Genomic DNA, 15916 nt, shown 5'->3' on the forward strand with positions numbered 1-15916 from the left:
TCGCGGAGCCGCCGTTTCTGTTCGACAGGGCCGCGCGTGACGGGCATCCCCATCCCCGTCGACCTGGTCTGCCGCCCCCGACGAAAGCATGAACAGGGTCTCTGGCGGTCCTTGAAAGACGGCGTCATAGAGAGAGACGTGAGCCGCAGTAGTCGCCCGGGCGACAGGAAGCCTCTGATTTGATCGAGCAATACGGATGGTCGGACCTGCTGGCGGCGGCCTTTGCGCCGCATGCGCGCGCCGGCCACACGCCCGGACGGGTCGTGCTGCAGCAGCGCGACGGCTATCTGGTCGTCACGCAGGGGGGCGAGGTTCGGGCGAAGGCGTCCGGTCGGCTGCTTCACGAGGCCCGCGAGCTGGGCCACCCGGCGGTCGGCGACTGGGTGGCGCTGTCGCAGAATCCGCAGGAAGGCGCCGCCACCATCCACGCCATCCTGCCGCGCAGCACGGCCTTCGTCCGTCGGGCCGCGCACAGCACGCGAGGGCTGCAGATCATCGCCGCCAACATCGACGTGGCCTTCATCGTCACCTCCATGAACGCCGACCTCAATCCGCGCCGCATCCAGCGCTATCTCGCCGCCGCATGGCAGAGCGGGGCGCGGCCGGTGGTGGTGTTGACCAAGTCCGACCTCAGCGATGATCCGCAAGCCCAAGCCGCCGAAATTGCGGCCCTGGAGCCCGGGTGTCCGGTGCTTGCGGTTTCGGTCCGGGAGGGCCACGGCCTTGATGCGCTGCTGGCCCAGGTCGCGCCCGGAGAGACCTGCGTCCTGATCGGCTCGTCGGGCGTCGGCAAATCCAGTCTGGTCAACGCCTTCCTGAGCGAGGACCGGATGGCGACCCAGGCCATTCGTGAATACGACGACCAGGGACGCCACACCACCAGCCATCGCGAGCTGATCCGCCTGCCCGGCGGCGGCATGATCGTGGACACGCCCGGCATCCGCGAAGTCGGCCTGATCGACGCCGACGAGGGGGTCAGCGCCGCCTTCGACGACATCGAAAACCTGCCTCAGGACTGCAAGTTCAGCGACTGCAGCCACGCCAACGAGCCGGGCTGCGCCGTGCGCGCTGCGCTGGAGAGCGGGACGCTGGACCCGGATCGCTGGGCTCATTTCCAGAAGCTGAAGCTGGAACTGGCGGCGGCGGAAGAGAAGGCGGACCGCGTGGCCAAGGACGCCGAGCGCCGTCGTCTGGCGGGGCTGCAAAAGCACTACCGCGCCACCAAGCGCAATGACCGGGGTTTGCGGGACTAATCGACCGCGATCACCGGATCGTTTGCCGAAATCAGGCGGCGTCGGCCGGCAAAGGGTTTAGGGGTGGGGTTCCACCCCCAAGAGAGATGACCATGCCCGCTTATACAATCGTCACCACCAGCGCGACCGAAGGCAGCGAGGCGGCCGAGGTCAATACGCTGACGGACGACTTCACCAATGAGAGCGAAGCCGTAGGCTATTCGCGCCGCATGGCCGAAGAGATGATCGGCCTGGCCGGTCAGCTGCTGCTGGACTTCGACTACAGCAATGTCAGCCTGTATGACGGCGACCTGCTGGAAGAAGATCTGGAGCCTGAGCACGCCGCCTTCATCGGCATGTGGGTGCTGGACGAGGAAGGCGCCGCCTTCGTCTCCGCCGAAGAATACCGGGCGGAAGAAGCCGAGGCTGAGCCCGCCTGATCAGGCGCCCGCCTATCCAGGCGACCACTCTAGAGCGCAATCGGTTCAGATGCGATCGCATCTGAACTCAGATATTCGCTCCAGCATCAATCCTGGAGCCTGATTCACGGCATCGGCGTAATCGCGAAGCGATTCCGCCTCAACCGATCAGGCTCTTGAGGCGGCGGTGGCGGCTCAGGCCCCCAGCGCCGCCTTTTTTTCTTCCAGTTCCAGCCATTCCAGTTCGGCGGCTTCGAGGTCGGCTCTGGCCTTGTCGGCGGCCTTCATGGCGGCGTCGAAGGCGGCGGGATCACGGGTGTAGAGGCTCTGGTCGGCCAGGGTCGTATCGTATTTGGCGATCTGGCCGGGGAGGGCTTCCAGCAGGGCTTCCAGTTCCTTCAGCCGGTGGGCGTCCTTGAAGGACAGCTTGCCGGGCTTCTTGGCGGCGACGGCTGCGGGCGCGGGGTTGGCCTCGGCGCGGGCGGCGGCCTCCTTGTCCTGGGGGCGGGGGTTGGCGCCGGGCTGGAGGAAGCCGGGGTTCTGGCGGATGAAGTCGGTCCAGCCGCCGGGGGTTTCGACGATGTCGCCGCGCCCGTTCATGGCGATGGTCGAGGTGGCCAGGCGGTCAACGAAGTCGCGGTCGTGGCTGACCAGGATCAGGGTGCCGTCATAGGTCTCGAGCAGCTCTTCCAGCTTGTCGAGGGTGTCCATGTCCAGGTCGTTGGTCGGTTCGTCGAGGACCAGCATGTTGGCGGGCTTGGCCAGGGCGCGGGCCAGCAGCAGGCGGTTGCGCTCGCCGCCCGACAGGGTCGAGATCGGTTGGCGCAGCTGGGCCTCGGAAAACAGGAAGTCTTTGGCGTAGGCGGCGACGTGCTTGGAGAAGCCGCGCACGATGATGCTGTCGCCGCCGCCCGGCGTCAGGGCGTCCCACAGGGTCATGTCCGACTTCAGCCCCTCGCGCGACTGATCCAGATAGACGGGTTCGAGGTTGGAGCCGAGTTTGACCGTGCCCTCGTCGGGCGTCAGTTCACCCAGCAGGGTCTTGACCAGGGTGGTCTTGCCCGCGCCGTTGGGGCCGACGATGGCCAGCCGGTCGCCGCGGATGATGCGGGTGGTGAAGGGCTTGAAGATGACGCGGTCGCCAAAGGCCTTCGACACGCCCTTGAGGTCGGCCACCAGCTTGCCCGAGGTGACGCCGGAATCGACGCCGAGATAGAGCTCGCGCGGCTGATCCTTGGCCCGCTCGGCGTGCTCGGAGCGCAGGGCCTGAAGCGAGCGGGCGCGGCCTTCGTTGCGGCTGCGGCGGGCGGTGATGGAGGAGTAGAAGGTCGCGGTCTCGCGCTCGATGGTCTTGGACAGGCGGCGCAAGGACTCGGCCTCTTCCTCCATGACCTTGGTGGACCACTCGTCAAAGGCGTTGAAGCCCTTGTTCAGCGTGCGGACGCGGCGGTTTTCCAGCCAGTGGACGGTGTTCGTCACCTTGTTCAGGAAGGCGCGGTCGTGGCTGACGACCAGGACGGCGAAGCGGGCCTGGACCAGCTCGTTCTCCAGCAGTTCGATGGCCAGGATGTCGAGGTGGTTGGTCGGCTCGTCCAGCATCAGGACGTCGGGTTCTTCGGCGAAGGCCTTGGCCAGGGCCGCGCGGCGCGTCTCGCCCCCCGACAGGCCGACGGCGGGCTTTTCCGGGTCGAGGCCGAAGGTGGCCAGCCAGCTTTCGGCGGTCCAGCGCTCGGCGCCGCCGGACGAGGCGTAGTCCAGCAGGGTCTCGCCCTGAACGTCTGGCTCCTGGGGCACATAGGCGAAGCGGGTGCCGGCCTGGACCGAGCGGTCGCCGGAGTCCTGCTCGATCAGGCCCATGACGATCTTCATCAGGGTCGACTTGCCGGCCCCGTTGCGCCCGACAAGGGCGGCGCGGCTGCGCGGTTCAACCGCCAGATCGACGCCGTCGAACAGGGGACGCTGGCCGTCCTGAAGGCGGACGTCCTTGAGGGCGACGAGAGGGGGGCGAGCGGCCATGAAGACGATGCGATCGATAAAAGGGGAGGAGGGGCGTCCCTATAGACCGAGGGGGGCGGTCAGGCCATCGCTTGAAAACATACCAACTGGACGGTAGTAAGGCTCAATGGACGCCCAGACCCGCCGCCGCGCGCCGGAAGCCACCCGCGCCGAGATCATCGACATGGCCATAGAGGCCGCCGCCGAACAGGGGGCGACGGGGTTGAAGCTGGACGCCGTGGTCGCGCGCCTGCCGTTCAGCAAGGGCGCCCTGCTGCATCACTTCCCCACCAAGCTGGCCTTGCTGGAGGGGGTGATCGATCATCTGGCGTCCGAGATGACGGCCGCCATCCAGGCCGAGGCGGCGCGCGATCCCAACCCCTATGGCCGCAATGCGCGCGCCTATCTGCGGGTGACGGTCAACGACCCGGTGACCGATCGCGACGTCAGCATCGGCCGGGCGGCGCTGGTGGCCTGCGCGGTGGAGCCAAGCCTGATCACGCGCTGGCAGGCGGCGATGCGGGCCCTGGCGGAGGACGACCCGGTGGATTTGGCGGGCAAGGACGACGCCCTGATGCTGAGGCTGATTGCGGACGGTCTGTGGATGAGCGATCTGTTCGGCACGCACGAGGTGTCGCCGGAGCAGCGCAAGGCTCTGTTGTCGCTGCTGACGCCTGGCGTCTTGCTGGCAGAGACGGGTGACGCGGAGTGAACCCGGTCACCTGGGCGGCCCTGCTGGGCGCCATCAGCTTTGAAGTGCTGGGGACCACCCTGTTGCAGTCGTCGCAGCAGTTCACCAAGCCCTGGCCGACGGCGGGGCTGGCGCTCTGTTACGGCCTGGCCTTCTACCTGCTGACCATCGCGCTGAAGCAGATGCCGGTGGGACTGGCCTACGCCATCTGGAGCGGGCTGGGCGTGGTGCTGATCTCGGTGATCGGCCTGTTCCTGTTCAAGCAGAAGCTGGATCTGCCGGCGGTCGTCGGCCTGGTCATGATCGTCGGCGGGGTGGTGGTGATCAACGTCTTCTCCAAGAGCGTGACGCACTGAGGCTGGCGATCCTCCCTTGCGTAGCGGGGGAGGGGGACCGCCGTAGGCGGTGGAGGGGGCAAGCGCCCCGCGCCTCGCTGTGTTCTTCTGAACGCCAGCCCGTTTCCGCCCCCTCCACCATGCTGCGCATGGTCCCCCTCCCCCGTGAACGGGGGAGGATCGAAGGGTTAGCGCGTGCGGGACAGAACCAGGGTCCAGATGGAGTGAGCCACGGCGTCGGCGTCTTTCAGGACATCGGCGGCGGCGTAGCGGATAACTTCGATCCCTTGTGAGCGCAGCCAGGCGTCGCGTCGGTCGTCATGGGCGGGCGTTTGTCCTGTGCCGTGGATCAGGCCATCGACTTCGACGGCCAGGCGCAGGCGGGCGCAGTAGAAGTCCAGGATGTAGGGGCCGATCGGGTGCTGGCGGCGAAAGCTCGGCAGGCCGTCGCGGCGTGGACGCAGGCGCATCCAGAGCGCGGCTTCGGGCGGCGTCATCGTACGACGCAGACTCCGGGCGCGTTTTTCTGTAAGGAGCGGCGCTCTCATGGCTCAGCGTACGCACATTTCCGCCCCCTCCACCATGCTGCGCATGGTCCCCCTCCCCCGCTGCGCAGGGGAGGATTGAATGGAGCGTCCCTTCTGGGAAACAACGCCGCTGACGGAGATGTCGGCCACCGAGTGGGAGAGCCTGTGCGACGGGTGCGGCCTGTGCTGCCTCATTCGCTTCGAGGACGAGAACACCGGCGAGATCGTGCCGACGCGAGTGCACTGCAAGCTGTTCGACCCGGACAGGTGCACCTGTTCGGACTACGCCAACCGGCAGGAGCACGTGCCGGACTGCATCAAGCTGACGCCGGGCAAGATCGCGGGGCTGCGCTGGCTGCCGCCGTCGTGCGGCTATCGCCGGGTGCATGAGGGGCGGGGCCTGGCCTGGTGGCATCCGCTGGTGTCGGGCGATCCCGAGACGGTGCACACGGCGGGGGTATCGATCCGTCGGCAGACGATTTCCGAGACCGCGCTGGCCACCGAGGAAGACGCCCTGGACTTCGAGGCGCCGGAGTGGGTCCTCGAACGCGGGTCGAAAAACCCCGGCTGATAACGTTTCGTTCGGCGCTTTCGGCGAAAACGAAAGCTTCGGGAGGCGTAATCTTGTCATTCACCACCAAGAGCATCGAGGCGCTCGACGCCCCGGGGGGGCCTTTCCACCGGCTGGTCGATCTGGCGGCGACCCTGTTCGACTGCCGGGCTGCGGTGGTGACCCTGCTGACCCCGACGGAAGCGATCATCCGGTCCAACGCCGGGCTGTGTTCGACGCGAACCCCGCGCGAGAACAGCCTTGCGCCTCTGGTGACCGCGATGGGGCGCGGGGCGGTCCTGGTCATCCCCGACACGACCCAGGACCCGCGCGTCAGGGACCATCCGATCGTGGCGGGGCACGCCAACCTGAGATTCTTCGCCGCCGCGACGGTGTGCGGGCCGGAGGGGACGCCGATCGGGGCGCTGAGCGTCCTGCATGATCACCCCATGCCGGCGCCGAGCGACCGGGAGCTTGCTCAGCTCAAGCTGCTGGCGGGCATGGCCGAGGACATCATCGCCGGCATCGAGGCGGCGCGCATTCGCGACGAGCGTCTGGAGACGCTGCGGCTGGTCGAACAGATGTCGGGCGTCGGCCACTGGCGGCTGGAACGGGCCACGGGCGTCGTCGAGTGGTCGGATGAGGTCTATCGGATACACGGCGTCGATCGCGACAGCTTTGATCCCAACCTCGACAGCGCGCTGGACTTCTATGTCGAGGGCGACCGCCAGGCCCTGACCGATATGATCCAGCGGGGGCTGGAAGACGGCGAAGGCTATATGGCCAAGCTGCAGATCGTTCGCCCGGACGGCGAGGAACGACGCGTCCTGACCCACGCCGAGACCGAGGTGGACGAAACCGGCCGGGTCATCGCCATGTTCGGCGTCTTCCAGGACGTGACCGAGCAGGAGAGGGTGCTGGCTCGCGCGCGGCGCGACGAGGGGCGGTATCGCCTGCTGGCCGAGAACATCGGCGACGTCATCACCCGCGTGAAGATGGACGGGTCGAGCAAGTATATCTCGCCGGCTATCCAGCAACTGCTGGGCTGGACGTTCGAGGAGATGAGCGGCCAGTCCCAGGACTACGTCTATCCGGAAGATCGCCACCTGGTGCTCAAAGCCATCGGCGAGGCCGTGAAGAGCGGCACGCCGAGCCGCCTGGAACACCGGGCGGTGCACAGGAACGGCACGGTGATCTGGGTCGAGTGCACCTTCAAGGCGCTCAAGGATGAGAATGGCCATGTCGACGACGTGGTGGTGGTGATCCGCGACATGACCCGGCGCAAGGCGCTGGAAGACGAGGTCATCGACGCCAAGGAAAGGGCGGAAAAGGCGGCGCAGGCCAAGAGCGAGTTTCTGGCCAACATGAGCCATGAACTGCGGACGCCCCTGACCAGCGTGATCGGGTTCTCGGGCCTGTTGCAAGGATCGGAAGCCCTGCCTGCACAGGAGCGGACCTACGTCGACCGGATTGCAACGGCGTCCGAGGCGCTTCTTGGCGTCATCAACGACATCCTCGACTATTCCAAGCTGGAAGCGAACGCGATCGAGATGGATCCGGAGCCCTTCCAGGTGGCGGCCCTTGTGGACGGCGCGGCGGCGATCGTCGAGGGCCAGTGCCTGAGCAAGGGGCTGAAGCTGAAGGTGGTGGTCGACGCCGCCATGCCCGCCGTGCTGACGGGAGACGCCGGACGCCTGCGTCAGGTCATGCTGAACTTCCTGTCCAACGCCGTGAAGTTCACCGGCAAGGGCGGGGTGACCCTGCGGGTCGGCGGACGGCCGGAATCCGATGGCCGCTGGCGCCTGCGGGTGGAGGTGACCGATACCGGGATCGGCATCCCGGCGGAGAAGATCGAGGTCCTGTTCCAGCGCTTCTCGCAGGCCGACGCCTCGACCACGCGGGTCTATGGCGGCACCGGACTGGGACTGGCGATCTCGCGTCGTCTGATCGAGATCATGGATGGCGAAATCGGCGTCGACAGCCAGCCAGGCAGGGGCGCGACCTTCTGGTTCGAGACGCCTCTGGCCCAGGGCGGCGCGGTGGGACGTCTGGCCAGGGGCGACGAGCCTTTGCCGACGCCCGGCGGGATGGCGGGGGGACGCATCCTGCTGGCCGACGATGCGCCCGGAAACCGGGAACTGGTCAGCGCCATCCTGCGGGGTCTGGGCCTGGAGATCGACACGGTCTGCGACGGGGCCGAGGCGGTGCAGGCCATGCAGACCGGGGCCTATGACCTGGTGTTGATGGACGTGCACATGCCGGTCATGGACGGCCTGACGGCGACGCGGGAAATCCGGCGGATGCAGGTCGGCACCGGACGGCGGACGCCGATCCTGGCGCTGACGGCCAATGTGCAGGCGGATCAGGTGTCGCGGTGTCTGGACGCAGGCATGGACGGGCATCTGGCCAAGCCCATCCAGATCGTCGAACTGGCGGGAGCCTTGGGGCGCTGGCTGGCGGAAGCCGGCGGGGGTGGGGACGAAGCGCTGGCGGGGTGATCGCGTGCTTTCCTCCCTGTCGCGAAGCGATGGGGAGGTGGCGCGGGCGCGCAGCGGCCGTGACGGAGGGGGCGGCGGCACCCTGTCCGAATTTGCGCCCAAATGATTGATGGCGCCGCCGCCCCCTCCACCGCTACGCGGTCCCCCTCCCCACAAAGTGGGGAGGAAAGAGCGGCATCCCGCGGCGGCTATCGCAGTCGCCGCGCCCAAACCCGGTAAATTCCAGCGATTGATCCGTTCTTGCGGCTGTTCGCCAGCCTGAGGACGCTGGTCCGCTATGGTTTGGGCATGACGGGAAATGGGGACGAGGCGGGGCAGGGCGCGGACTGGCTGGACGAGGTGTTCGACCGGCTGAAGACCCTGACCGATCAGGCGATCGCCGTGGTGGCGGCCGCCCCGGCGCCAAACGACGTGGCCGAGGCCGAGAAGCGGGCGCGGGCCGTCGGCGTTCTGGCGCGCACGGCCAAGGCGGTGGCGGCGCTGAAGTCGCGCCCCGCCCGCAAGACCCCTGATGAGGATGAAATGAGCGAAGACGATCGTGATGTCAGCGACGCCGAACTGGCCGGGCTCCAGGCCGAATTCTTCGCCCGTGTCGATCATCTCGTCGCAGCCTTCGAGCGCAAGTCCCTTGCTGCGGGACTGGGTCGAGGGGCTGCCGCGCGAGGAGAAGATCCGGGTGCTGCGGGCCTGGATCCGGGCGACGCCGAGGCTGAACGACGAACAGATCGCGCCGCGTGAGCCCGACTGGCGGACCTGGGTGCTGCTGGGCGGACGGGGGTCGGGCAAGACCTTCGCCGGCGGGTTCTGGATGAACGAGCTGGCGCGGGAGAAGGAGCTGACGTTTGCTCTGGTCGGGCCGGCGCTGCACGATGTGCGCGAGGTCATGGTCGAGGGACCGTCTGGGCTGAAGGCCCAGGCGGCGAGGGACAACCGGCCGCGCTGGGAGGCGGGGCGGCGCAGGCTGATCTGGCCGAGCGGCTCGGCGGCCTACGCCTTTTCGGCGGAGGACCCGGACAGTCTGCGCGGGCCGCAGTTTCATGGAGCCTGGGCCGACGAGTTCTGTGCGTGGAGACACCCGGAGACGACGCTGTCGAACCTGAGGTTCGGGTTGCGGCTGGGGGATGATCCCAAGCTGGCGATCACCACGACGCCGAGGCCGATCGCGGCGCTGCGGCGGTTGCTGGCCGAGCCGGGGGTGGTCAAGGCGCGGCTGGCGACGGCGGCCAATGCGGGCAACCTGTCGCCGGGATTTTTGAGCCATCTGAAGGCGCTCTACGCCGGGACGCGGCTGGAGGCCCAGGAGATGGAGGGGCTGATCGTCGAGGCGGACGGCGCCCTGTTCCGGGCCGAGGATCTGGCGCGGGCGCGGGGGAGCCGACCGGCGAAGTTCGAGCGGACGGTGGTGGCGGTGGACCCGCCCGCCAGCGCCCACGGCGACGCCTGCGGCATCGTGGTCGCGGGGAGGAAGGACAAGGTCGGCTACGTGCTGGCGGACCGTTCGGCGCGGGGGCTGTCGCCCGCCGGATGGGCGCAGCGGGTCGCGGAGACGGCAAGGGCGTTCGACGCCGACCTGGTGCTGGCCGAGGCTAATCAGGGCGGGGAGATGGTGCGGACCCTGCTGGGGCAGGCGGACTGCGAGGTTCAGATCAAGCTGGTCCACGCCAGCCGGTCGAAGAAGGCGCGGGCCGAGCCGGTGGCCGCCTTGTACGAGCAGGGGCGGGTGGTTCACTGCGGGGCTTTCCCGGCGCTGGAAGAAGAGATGATGGCGCTGGGGAGCGAGGCGGCGGGGGCCAAGAGCCCCGACCGGGCGGACGCCCTGGTGTGGGCGCTGACCCATCTGCTGCTGGCCGGGAAGACGCAGCCGAGGCTGCGGGCGCTTTAATACAGGAGCGGGCTTCTCCCTCCCCTTCATGGGGAGGGTGGCTGAGCCCGAAGGGCGAAGACGGGTGGGGGCGGCAAGGCTAGGCAGCCGTCGCGCTCCGTGTCGCCACGCCCTCCCCACCCGGTCGCTGCGCGACCACCCTCCCCATGAAGGGGAGGGAGAAAGATCATGGAGATTTCAATGGATTGGCGACGACCGTTTGGTCGGCGGCGCATCGACGCGCCTGAAACCAAGGACAGCCGGGCGGGGCCGTTGATCGCCCTGACGGGGGCGGGCCGGGCGCGGTGGACGCCGCGCGACTATGCGCATCTGGCGGACGAGGGGTTCGCGAAGAACGCCGTGGCCTATCGCTGCGTGCGGATGATCGCGGAGGCGGCGGCGTCGACGCCCTTGATGGTCATGGTCGGGGGCGTGCGGACGACGGAACATCCGCTGGCGCGGCTGCTGGCCAAGCCCAATCCCGAGCAGTCGGGCGGGGAACTGATGGAGGCGGTTTACGGCGCCTTGCAAACGGCGGGCAACGCCTATGTCGAGGCGTCGGGGGACGCCGATGGCGACGGGGTTCCTGATGAGCTTTGGGCGCTGCGGCCGGACCGGGTGAAGGTGGTCCCCGGAAGGGCGGGCTGGCCCGAGGCCTATGAGTATGCGGTCGGCGGGCAGGCGGTTCGGATCGGGCGGCACGGCGACGGCTGGTCGCCGGTCATGCATCTGAAGCTGTTTCATCCGACCGACGACCACTACGGGTTTTCACCGCTGGAGGCGGCGGCCTTCGCCATCGACGTGCACAATGCGTCGGGGGCCTGGAACAAGGCGCTGCTGGACAATGCGGCCAGGCCGTCGGGGGCGCTGGTGTACGGCGCCAGGGACGGCGAGCGGCTGACGGGCGAGCAGTTCGAGGCGCTGAAGGCGGAGCTGGGCGAGGCCCATGCGGGGGCGAGGAACGCCGGGCGGCCGTTGCTGCTGGAAGGCGGGCTGGACTGGAAGCCGATGAGCCTGACGCCGCACGACATGGACTTCATCGCCGGCAAGCACGCGGCGGCGCGGGAGATCGCCCTGGCGTTCGGGGTGCCGCCGCAGCTGCTGGGGATACCGGGCGACGCGACCTACGCCAACTATCGCGAGGCCAACGCCGCCTTCTGGCGCGGGACGGTGATCCCGCTGGTGAGGAAGGCGGCGGGGGCGATGACGGGCTGGCTGGGCGGGCGGTTCACGGATTGCCGGATCGAGGCGGATCTGGATGCGGTTCCGGCCTTGCAGGTCGAGCGGGATGCGCTGTGGGCGCGGCTGAATGCGGCGAGCTTCCTGACGGATGAGGAGCGGCGGCGAATGGCGGGGGTGGGCGAGTAGGCGCGAGGCCTCTCCCTCCCCTTCATGGGGAGGGTGGCTGAGCCCGAAGGGCGAAGACGGGTGGGGGCGGCAAGGCTAGGCAGCCGCCGCGCTCCGTGTCGCCACGCCCTCCCCACCCGGTCGCTACGCGACCACCCTCCCCATGAAGGGGAGGGAGAAAGGTGAAGATGACGGACTGGAAGAAGGTGCCTGTCGCCCTGATCGCGGCCCTGCTGGTGCAGACCATCGGCGGGCTGGTCTGGGCCGGCGGGGCGGCGGCGCGGATTGCGACGCTGGAGCAGAGGGTGGGTGAGCAGAGGCTGGTGGCCGAGCGACTGGCGCGGGTGGAGGCCCAGGGCGAGGCGGTGCGGGCGACGGTGGACCGGATCGAGCGTCGGCTGGAGGGGAAGTGATGCAGCGCAGTTTTCTCCCTCCCCTTGATGGGGAGGGTGGTCGACGCGAAGCGGCGACCGGGTGGGGCGGGCTGGAAGTGAAGGGCGCGGCGCCTGGCTCGCCACAACGCCCCCACCCGGCCTCGCCTGACGGCTCGGCCACCCTCCCCATGAAGGGGAGGGAGAAGGGTGTGGTCTGGATCGAAGGCTACGCCTCGCTGTGGGGGGCGGCCGACCTGAACGGGGACGTGGTGGCGCGCGGCGCATACGCCGACAGCCTGGGAAAGACCGGCGCGGCGGGGGTGCGGATGCTGCATCAGCACGAGAGCCGGGCGGTGGTCGGCGTCTGGGACCAGATGGTCGAGGACGAGCGGGGCCTGCGGGTGCGCGGGCGCCTCTGCGACTGGTCGGCCGAGGCGCGCTACGCCCAGGCGCTGACGCGGGCGGGGGCGCTGGACGGGCTGTCCATCGGGTTCCGCGCGGCCAAGGCGCGGCGCGACGGGCGCTTAAGGGTGCTGAGCGCGGTGGAGCTGTGGGAGGTGTCGCTGGTGACCTTTCCCATGCTGCCGGGCGCGCGGTTCAGGCCGGTCTAGCGCTTCTTCGACGTATCGACCTCGCGGATCAGGGCGCCCTGGACGCTCCAGACCTTGTCGCCGGCCGCGACGTAGATCGGCAGGCGGTTGAGCAGGGACAGGAAGACGTGAACCTCCAGCGGCTGGGGGGCGACGATGACGCTGGTGATCAGACCGACCGTCTGGCCGCCTTGCTGAGCCTGACGACGGTCGAGGTCGAGGCAGCTGTTGGACAGTTGCTCGCGCTTTTCGAGGGTGCGGCCGTCGGCGCTGACGTGGAAGCGATAGTGGCCGCCCATCGGCACCTTGTTGGCGTCGGTGGTCGAGGCCAGCAGCCAGACCAGCCAGCCGTCGCTGTCGGGATCGTCCAGAACCACGGCGTTGTAGCGGGCGGCGCAGCGCAGGGCGCCGATGCCGGAGGCGGCGGTGTTGCGGGCGAAGTAGCGCACGGCCTGATCGTCGGGGAGGGCGGCGCCGGTCGCCTCGATCACGGCGCCGGCGCGGCCGTTCTTGTCGACCAGGATGTCGTAGCCGGGACGCGGGGCGGCGGGGTCGCCGAGGAGGAAGCGGACCAGCTGATCCTCGCCGTTCTCGACCACGATCCAGCCGATCAGACCCTCGGGCGGCTTGCCGCCGAAGCGGGCGAGCAGGGCGTCGGTGGCGCGGGCGGCGGCGCGGTCCTGAAGGAAGATCGAGGAGCCGATGGCGCCGGTCTGGGTCAGCGGCCAGGCCTCGACCTGGGCCGGGGGCGCGTCGTCAGCGGCTTGCGCGGCGGGCGCCAGCGACAGGGCGGCGAGCAGAGACAACAACAGCAGCCGCATGGGCGATCCTTCAAGGGAGCGTCCTGCGCGGCGGCAGGATCAGGGTGCGACTCGATACGGGCCGCGCACCGAGCGTAACCGCACATCGCGGTTCTTCAACCGGAGAGAGCATGAAAGAGATCAAGACCGTGTCGGGTAATCCCGAGGCGCGCGCCGCCCTGCATGAGATGATGGCGGCGTTCGAGGCGTTCAAAGGGGCCAACGACGCCCGGCTGGACGAGATCGAGAAGAAGGCGTCGGCCGATGTGCTGCTGGAGGAGAAGGTGGCGCGCATCGATCAGGCGGTGACGGGGGCGCAGGCGCGTCTCGACCGCGCGCTGAGCGAGGGGCGCAGGCCTATGGTTGAGGGCGGCGTCGCCCCCTCCACCGCTTCGCGGTCCCCCTCCCCATTCCATGGGGAGGAAAAGAGCGCCTGGGACGGCTATATGAAGTCGGGTCAGTCCTATGGGCTGGAGCTGAAGGCGGGGCTGTCGTCGGCCTCGAACTCGGCGGGTTATGTCGTGCCGCCGGAGACGGAGCGCGCCATTGAGCGACGCCTGATGGCGGGATCGCCGATGCGCGAGATCGCCACGGTGCGCACGGTGGGTTCGGGCGTGTTCAGGAAGCCGGTGTCGACGGCGGGCGTGACGGCGGGCTGGGTGGCCGAGACGGCGGCCCGACCCGAGACGGACCCGGCGACACTGTCCTTGCTGGAGTTCTCGTCGGCCGATCTCTACGCCTGTCCGGCGGCGACGCAGAGCCTGTTGGACGACGCCCTGATCGACCTGGACGAATGGCTGGCGGCCGAGGTCGAGGACGCCTTTGCGGCGCAGGAGACGGCGGCCTTCGTCAGCGGCGACGGGGTCAACAAGCCCAAGGGCTTCCTGGCCTATGCGACGGCGACGGAAGGGACCCAGACCTGGGGCCAGATCGGCACGGTGGCCTCGGGGGCTGCGGGCGCCTTCGCCTCGACCAGTCCGGCGGACAGGCTGATCGACCTGATCTATGCGCCCAAGGCCCAGTATCGACCGAACGGGCGCTTTGTCATGAACCGGCGCACGGTCTCGACGGTGCGCAAGTTCAAGGACGCGGACGGGAACTATGTCTGGTCGCCGGCGACGCGGCCGGGCGAGACGGCGTCGTTGCTGGGCTATCCGGTCACCGAGATCGAGACCATGCCGGACGTGGCGGCCAATAGTCTGTCGATCGCGTTCGGCGACTTCTCGCGCGGTTATCTGATCGTCGATCGGGCGGGGGTGCGGGTGCTGCGCGATCCCTATTCGGCCAAGCCCTATGTGCTGTTCTACACGACCAAGCGCGTGGGCGGCGGGGTGCAGAACTTTGATGCGATCAAGCTGATGAAGTTCGCGGCCTCGTAGAGGCTGAGGACTTTCCTCCCTGTCGCGGAGCGATGGGGAGGTGGCGCGTCGCGGTAGCGACGTGACGGAGGGGGCGGCTCGACGTCTGACGGCGGCGTCGCCCCCTCCACCACTTCGTGGTCCCCCTCCCCATGGAATGGGGAGGAAAGGGGCAGCGTCCGAACATTGGAGATTTCAAATGAGCGCACCCGTGAGCCTCACGGAGGCGAAGCTGTTCCTGCGCGTCGAGCATGAGGCGGAGGACGGGCTGATCCGGACCCTGATCGAGGCTGCGAGGGCGCGGATGGAGGGGGAGGTGGGGCTGAGCCTGACCTCGACGTCGCCTGCGCCGTTGCGGCTGGCGGTGATGATGCTGGTGCTGCGGGCCTATGAGCGCGGCGAGGGCGAGATGAGCACGGCGCCGGTCGAGGGGTGGATCGCGCCTTATCGCGTGGTGCGGCTGTGAGCGGGATGATGAAGGTGATCGCGAGCCTGGTGCGGGCGGTGGAGGCGGAGACGCCCTATGGCGGGCGGGTCGTCAGCTATGAGCCGGTCGGGTCGTTGTGGCTGAGCCTTGGGGCGCGGCGACGGCGCGAGCGGACGGAAGCGGGCGTGACGCGCGGGGTGGAGACGTTGAGCGCCACGGTGCGGGCCGATCCGCGGCTGGCCGAGGGGCTGGTGCTGCGCTTCGGCGGAGCCGACTGGGCGGTTGCGGGGATCGAGGCCGATCCCAAGGCGGCGGGGCGCGTGCGGCTGAACCTGGAGCGGGCGCGATGAGGGATCATGAGGGGGCGCTGATCAAGGCGCTGATCGCCTGGTTGAAGGGCGACGCGGCTCTGGCGGCGCTGCTGGGCGATCCGGCAAGGGTCTGGGACCAGCCGCCGGAGGGGGCGGCGTTTCCGCATCTGCTGATCGGCAAGGGCGAGAGCCGGGGGCTGAACGCCGACGGCGGCGGGGTCGAGCATCGGCTGACCCTGACCTGCGCCAGCCGCTTCGCCGGCATGGAAGAGGCGCGGGCGGTGGCGGCGGCGGTGCGGGCGCGGGTGGCGGATGCCGCCGTCGAGGCCGACGGGGTGAAGGCGGTCAGCCTGGGCGTGACCTTTACCGACGTGTTTCGCAGCGCGGATCTGAAACGCGCCTGGGCGGTGATGCGGCTGCGGGCCGTGACGGAAGAGGTTTAGCGCGACGCCTCTCCCTCCCCTTCATGGGGAGGGTGGTCGCGATAGCGACCGGGTGGGGGCGGCGGGGCGATGCTAGGCGCTGCGTGTGAACAGCCTGGCCCTCCCCACCCGGCTTCGCCCTGCGGGCTCAGCCACCCTCCCCATGAAGGGGAGGGAGA

At 69.0% G+C, this 15916-nt stretch carries 18 protein-coding genes; 15 read left to right on the forward strand and 3 right to left on the reverse strand.

The window, feature by feature from the left end; all coding sequences use genetic code 11:
- Positions 1 to 179 precede the first annotated feature (179 nt).
- Together rsgA and ACOZBP_RS12745 are read left to right on the forward strand one after the other, a co-directional pair.
- Entirely contained in the window at positions 180 to 1253 is a 1074-nt protein-coding gene (gene rsgA / locus ACOZBP_RS12740; RefSeq protein ID WP_422676806.1) for a ribosome small subunit-dependent GTPase A, read from the forward strand.
- Positions 1254 to 1345: 92 nt separating this feature from the next.
- A complete protein-coding gene (locus ACOZBP_RS12745) occupies positions 1346 to 1672 on the forward strand; it encodes a hypothetical protein (protein ID WP_422676807.1) in 327 nt (108 codons plus the stop codon).
- A 174-nt stretch (positions 1673 to 1846) separates the two neighbouring features.
- Here ACOZBP_RS12745 and ACOZBP_RS12750 read toward each other — a convergent pair whose 3' ends face one another.
- The gene (locus ACOZBP_RS12750) at positions 1847 to 3667 is read right to left on the reverse strand and encodes an ABC-F family ATP-binding cassette domain-containing protein (protein ID WP_422676808.1); all 1821 of its coding nucleotides are present in this window, start codon (positions 3665 to 3667) and stop codon (positions 1847 to 1849) included.
- Positions 3668 to 3773: 106 nt separating this feature from the next.
- Between ACOZBP_RS12750 and ACOZBP_RS12755 the strand changes: the two genes are divergently transcribed.
- Both ACOZBP_RS12755 and ACOZBP_RS12760 read left to right on the forward strand, forming a co-directional pair.
- Positions 3774 to 4358 carry a TetR/AcrR family transcriptional regulator gene (locus ACOZBP_RS12755; RefSeq protein WP_422676809.1) on the forward strand — a complete coding sequence of 195 codons (585 nt, stop codon included), beginning with the start codon at positions 3774 to 3776 and terminating at the stop codon, positions 4356 to 4358.
- Positions 4355 to 4693, forward strand: coding sequence for a DMT family transporter (locus ACOZBP_RS12760; RefSeq protein WP_422676810.1), 339 nt, complete (start codon positions 4355 to 4357; stop codon positions 4691 to 4693). The genes ACOZBP_RS12755 and ACOZBP_RS12760 overlap by 4 nt, the downstream gene beginning before the upstream one ends.
- Before the next feature lie 167 nt (positions 4694 to 4860).
- Here ACOZBP_RS12760 and ACOZBP_RS12765 read toward each other — a convergent pair whose 3' ends face one another.
- Positions 4861 to 5169, reverse strand: coding sequence for an endonuclease domain-containing protein (locus ACOZBP_RS12765; protein WP_422676811.1), 309 nt, complete (start codon positions 5167 to 5169; stop codon positions 4861 to 4863).
- Positions 5170 to 5299: 130 nt separating this feature from the next.
- Here ACOZBP_RS12765 and ACOZBP_RS12770 point away from each other — a divergent pair, with 130 nt between their 5' ends.
- The 7 genes from ACOZBP_RS12770 to ACOZBP_RS12800 all read left to right on the forward strand — a co-directional run bounded on the left by ACOZBP_RS12770 (position 5300) and on the right by ACOZBP_RS12800 (position 12440).
- Positions 5300 to 5770, forward strand: coding sequence for a YcgN family cysteine cluster protein (locus ACOZBP_RS12770; RefSeq protein ID WP_422676812.1), 471 nt, complete (start codon positions 5300 to 5302; stop codon positions 5768 to 5770).
- A 53-nt stretch (positions 5771 to 5823) separates the two neighbouring features.
- A complete protein-coding gene (locus tag ACOZBP_RS12775; RefSeq protein ID WP_422676813.1) occupies positions 5824 to 8247 on the forward strand; it encodes an ATP-binding protein in 2424 nt (807 codons plus the stop codon).
- A gap of 240 nt (positions 8248 to 8487) precedes the next feature.
- The gene (locus ACOZBP_RS12780) at positions 8488 to 8985 is read left to right on the forward strand and encodes a hypothetical protein (RefSeq protein ID WP_422676814.1); all 498 of its coding nucleotides are present in this window, start codon (positions 8488 to 8490) and stop codon (positions 8983 to 8985) included.
- Entirely contained in the window at positions 8924 to 10129 is a 1206-nt protein-coding gene (locus ACOZBP_RS12785; protein WP_422676815.1) for a DNA-packaging protein, read from the forward strand. The genes ACOZBP_RS12780 and ACOZBP_RS12785 overlap by 62 nt, the downstream gene beginning before the upstream one ends.
- Before the next feature lie 168 nt (positions 10130 to 10297).
- Positions 10298 to 11476, forward strand: a complete 1179-nt coding sequence (locus ACOZBP_RS12790; RefSeq protein ID WP_422676816.1) for a phage portal protein — start codon at positions 10298 to 10300, stop codon at positions 11474 to 11476.
- 167 nt (positions 11477 to 11643) lie between these two features.
- The gene (locus ACOZBP_RS12795; RefSeq protein WP_422676817.1) at positions 11644 to 11868 is read left to right on the forward strand and encodes a hypothetical protein; all 225 of its coding nucleotides are present in this window, start codon (positions 11644 to 11646) and stop codon (positions 11866 to 11868) included.
- A 149-nt stretch (positions 11869 to 12017) separates the two neighbouring features.
- Complete coding sequence (locus ACOZBP_RS12800) at positions 12018 to 12440, forward strand: HK97 family phage prohead protease (protein ID WP_422676828.1); 423 nt, start codon at positions 12018 to 12020, stop codon at positions 12438 to 12440.
- On the opposite strand, the gene ACOZBP_RS12805 is transcribed toward ACOZBP_RS12800, so the two are convergent.
- Positions 12437 to 13240, reverse strand: a complete 804-nt coding sequence (locus ACOZBP_RS12805; RefSeq protein WP_422676818.1) for a hypothetical protein — start codon at positions 13238 to 13240, stop codon at positions 12437 to 12439. The genes ACOZBP_RS12800 and ACOZBP_RS12805 overlap by 4 nt on opposite strands.
- Before the next feature lie 110 nt (positions 13241 to 13350).
- On the opposite strand from ACOZBP_RS12805, the gene ACOZBP_RS12810 reads away from it, so the two are divergent.
- The 4 genes from ACOZBP_RS12810 (at position 13351) to ACOZBP_RS12825 (ending at position 15758) form a co-directional block, all read left to right on the forward strand.
- Positions 13351 to 14598: a phage major capsid protein gene (locus tag ACOZBP_RS12810; protein ID WP_422676819.1), complete on the forward strand. Its 1248-nt coding sequence runs from the start codon at positions 13351 to 13353 to the stop codon at positions 14596 to 14598.
- A gap of 178 nt (positions 14599 to 14776) precedes the next feature.
- Positions 14777 to 15043, forward strand: coding sequence for a head-tail connector protein (locus ACOZBP_RS12815; protein ID WP_422676820.1), 267 nt, complete (start codon positions 14777 to 14779; stop codon positions 15041 to 15043).
- Positions 15044 to 15048: 5 nt separating this feature from the next.
- A complete protein-coding gene (locus ACOZBP_RS12820; protein WP_422676821.1) occupies positions 15049 to 15354 on the forward strand; it encodes a phage head completion protein in 306 nt (101 codons plus the stop codon).
- Complete coding sequence (locus ACOZBP_RS12825) at positions 15351 to 15758, forward strand: DUF3168 domain-containing protein (protein ID WP_422676822.1); 408 nt, start codon at positions 15351 to 15353, stop codon at positions 15756 to 15758. Before ACOZBP_RS12820 ends, ACOZBP_RS12825 begins: the two co-directional genes overlap by 4 nt.
- Positions 15759 to 15916: the final 158 nt, after the last annotated feature.

Origin of the sequence: Brevundimonas sp. NPDC058933, from assembly GCF_049315965.1 — a bacterium.
Taxonomy (GTDB): domain Bacteria; phylum Pseudomonadota; class Alphaproteobacteria; order Caulobacterales; family Caulobacteraceae; genus Brevundimonas.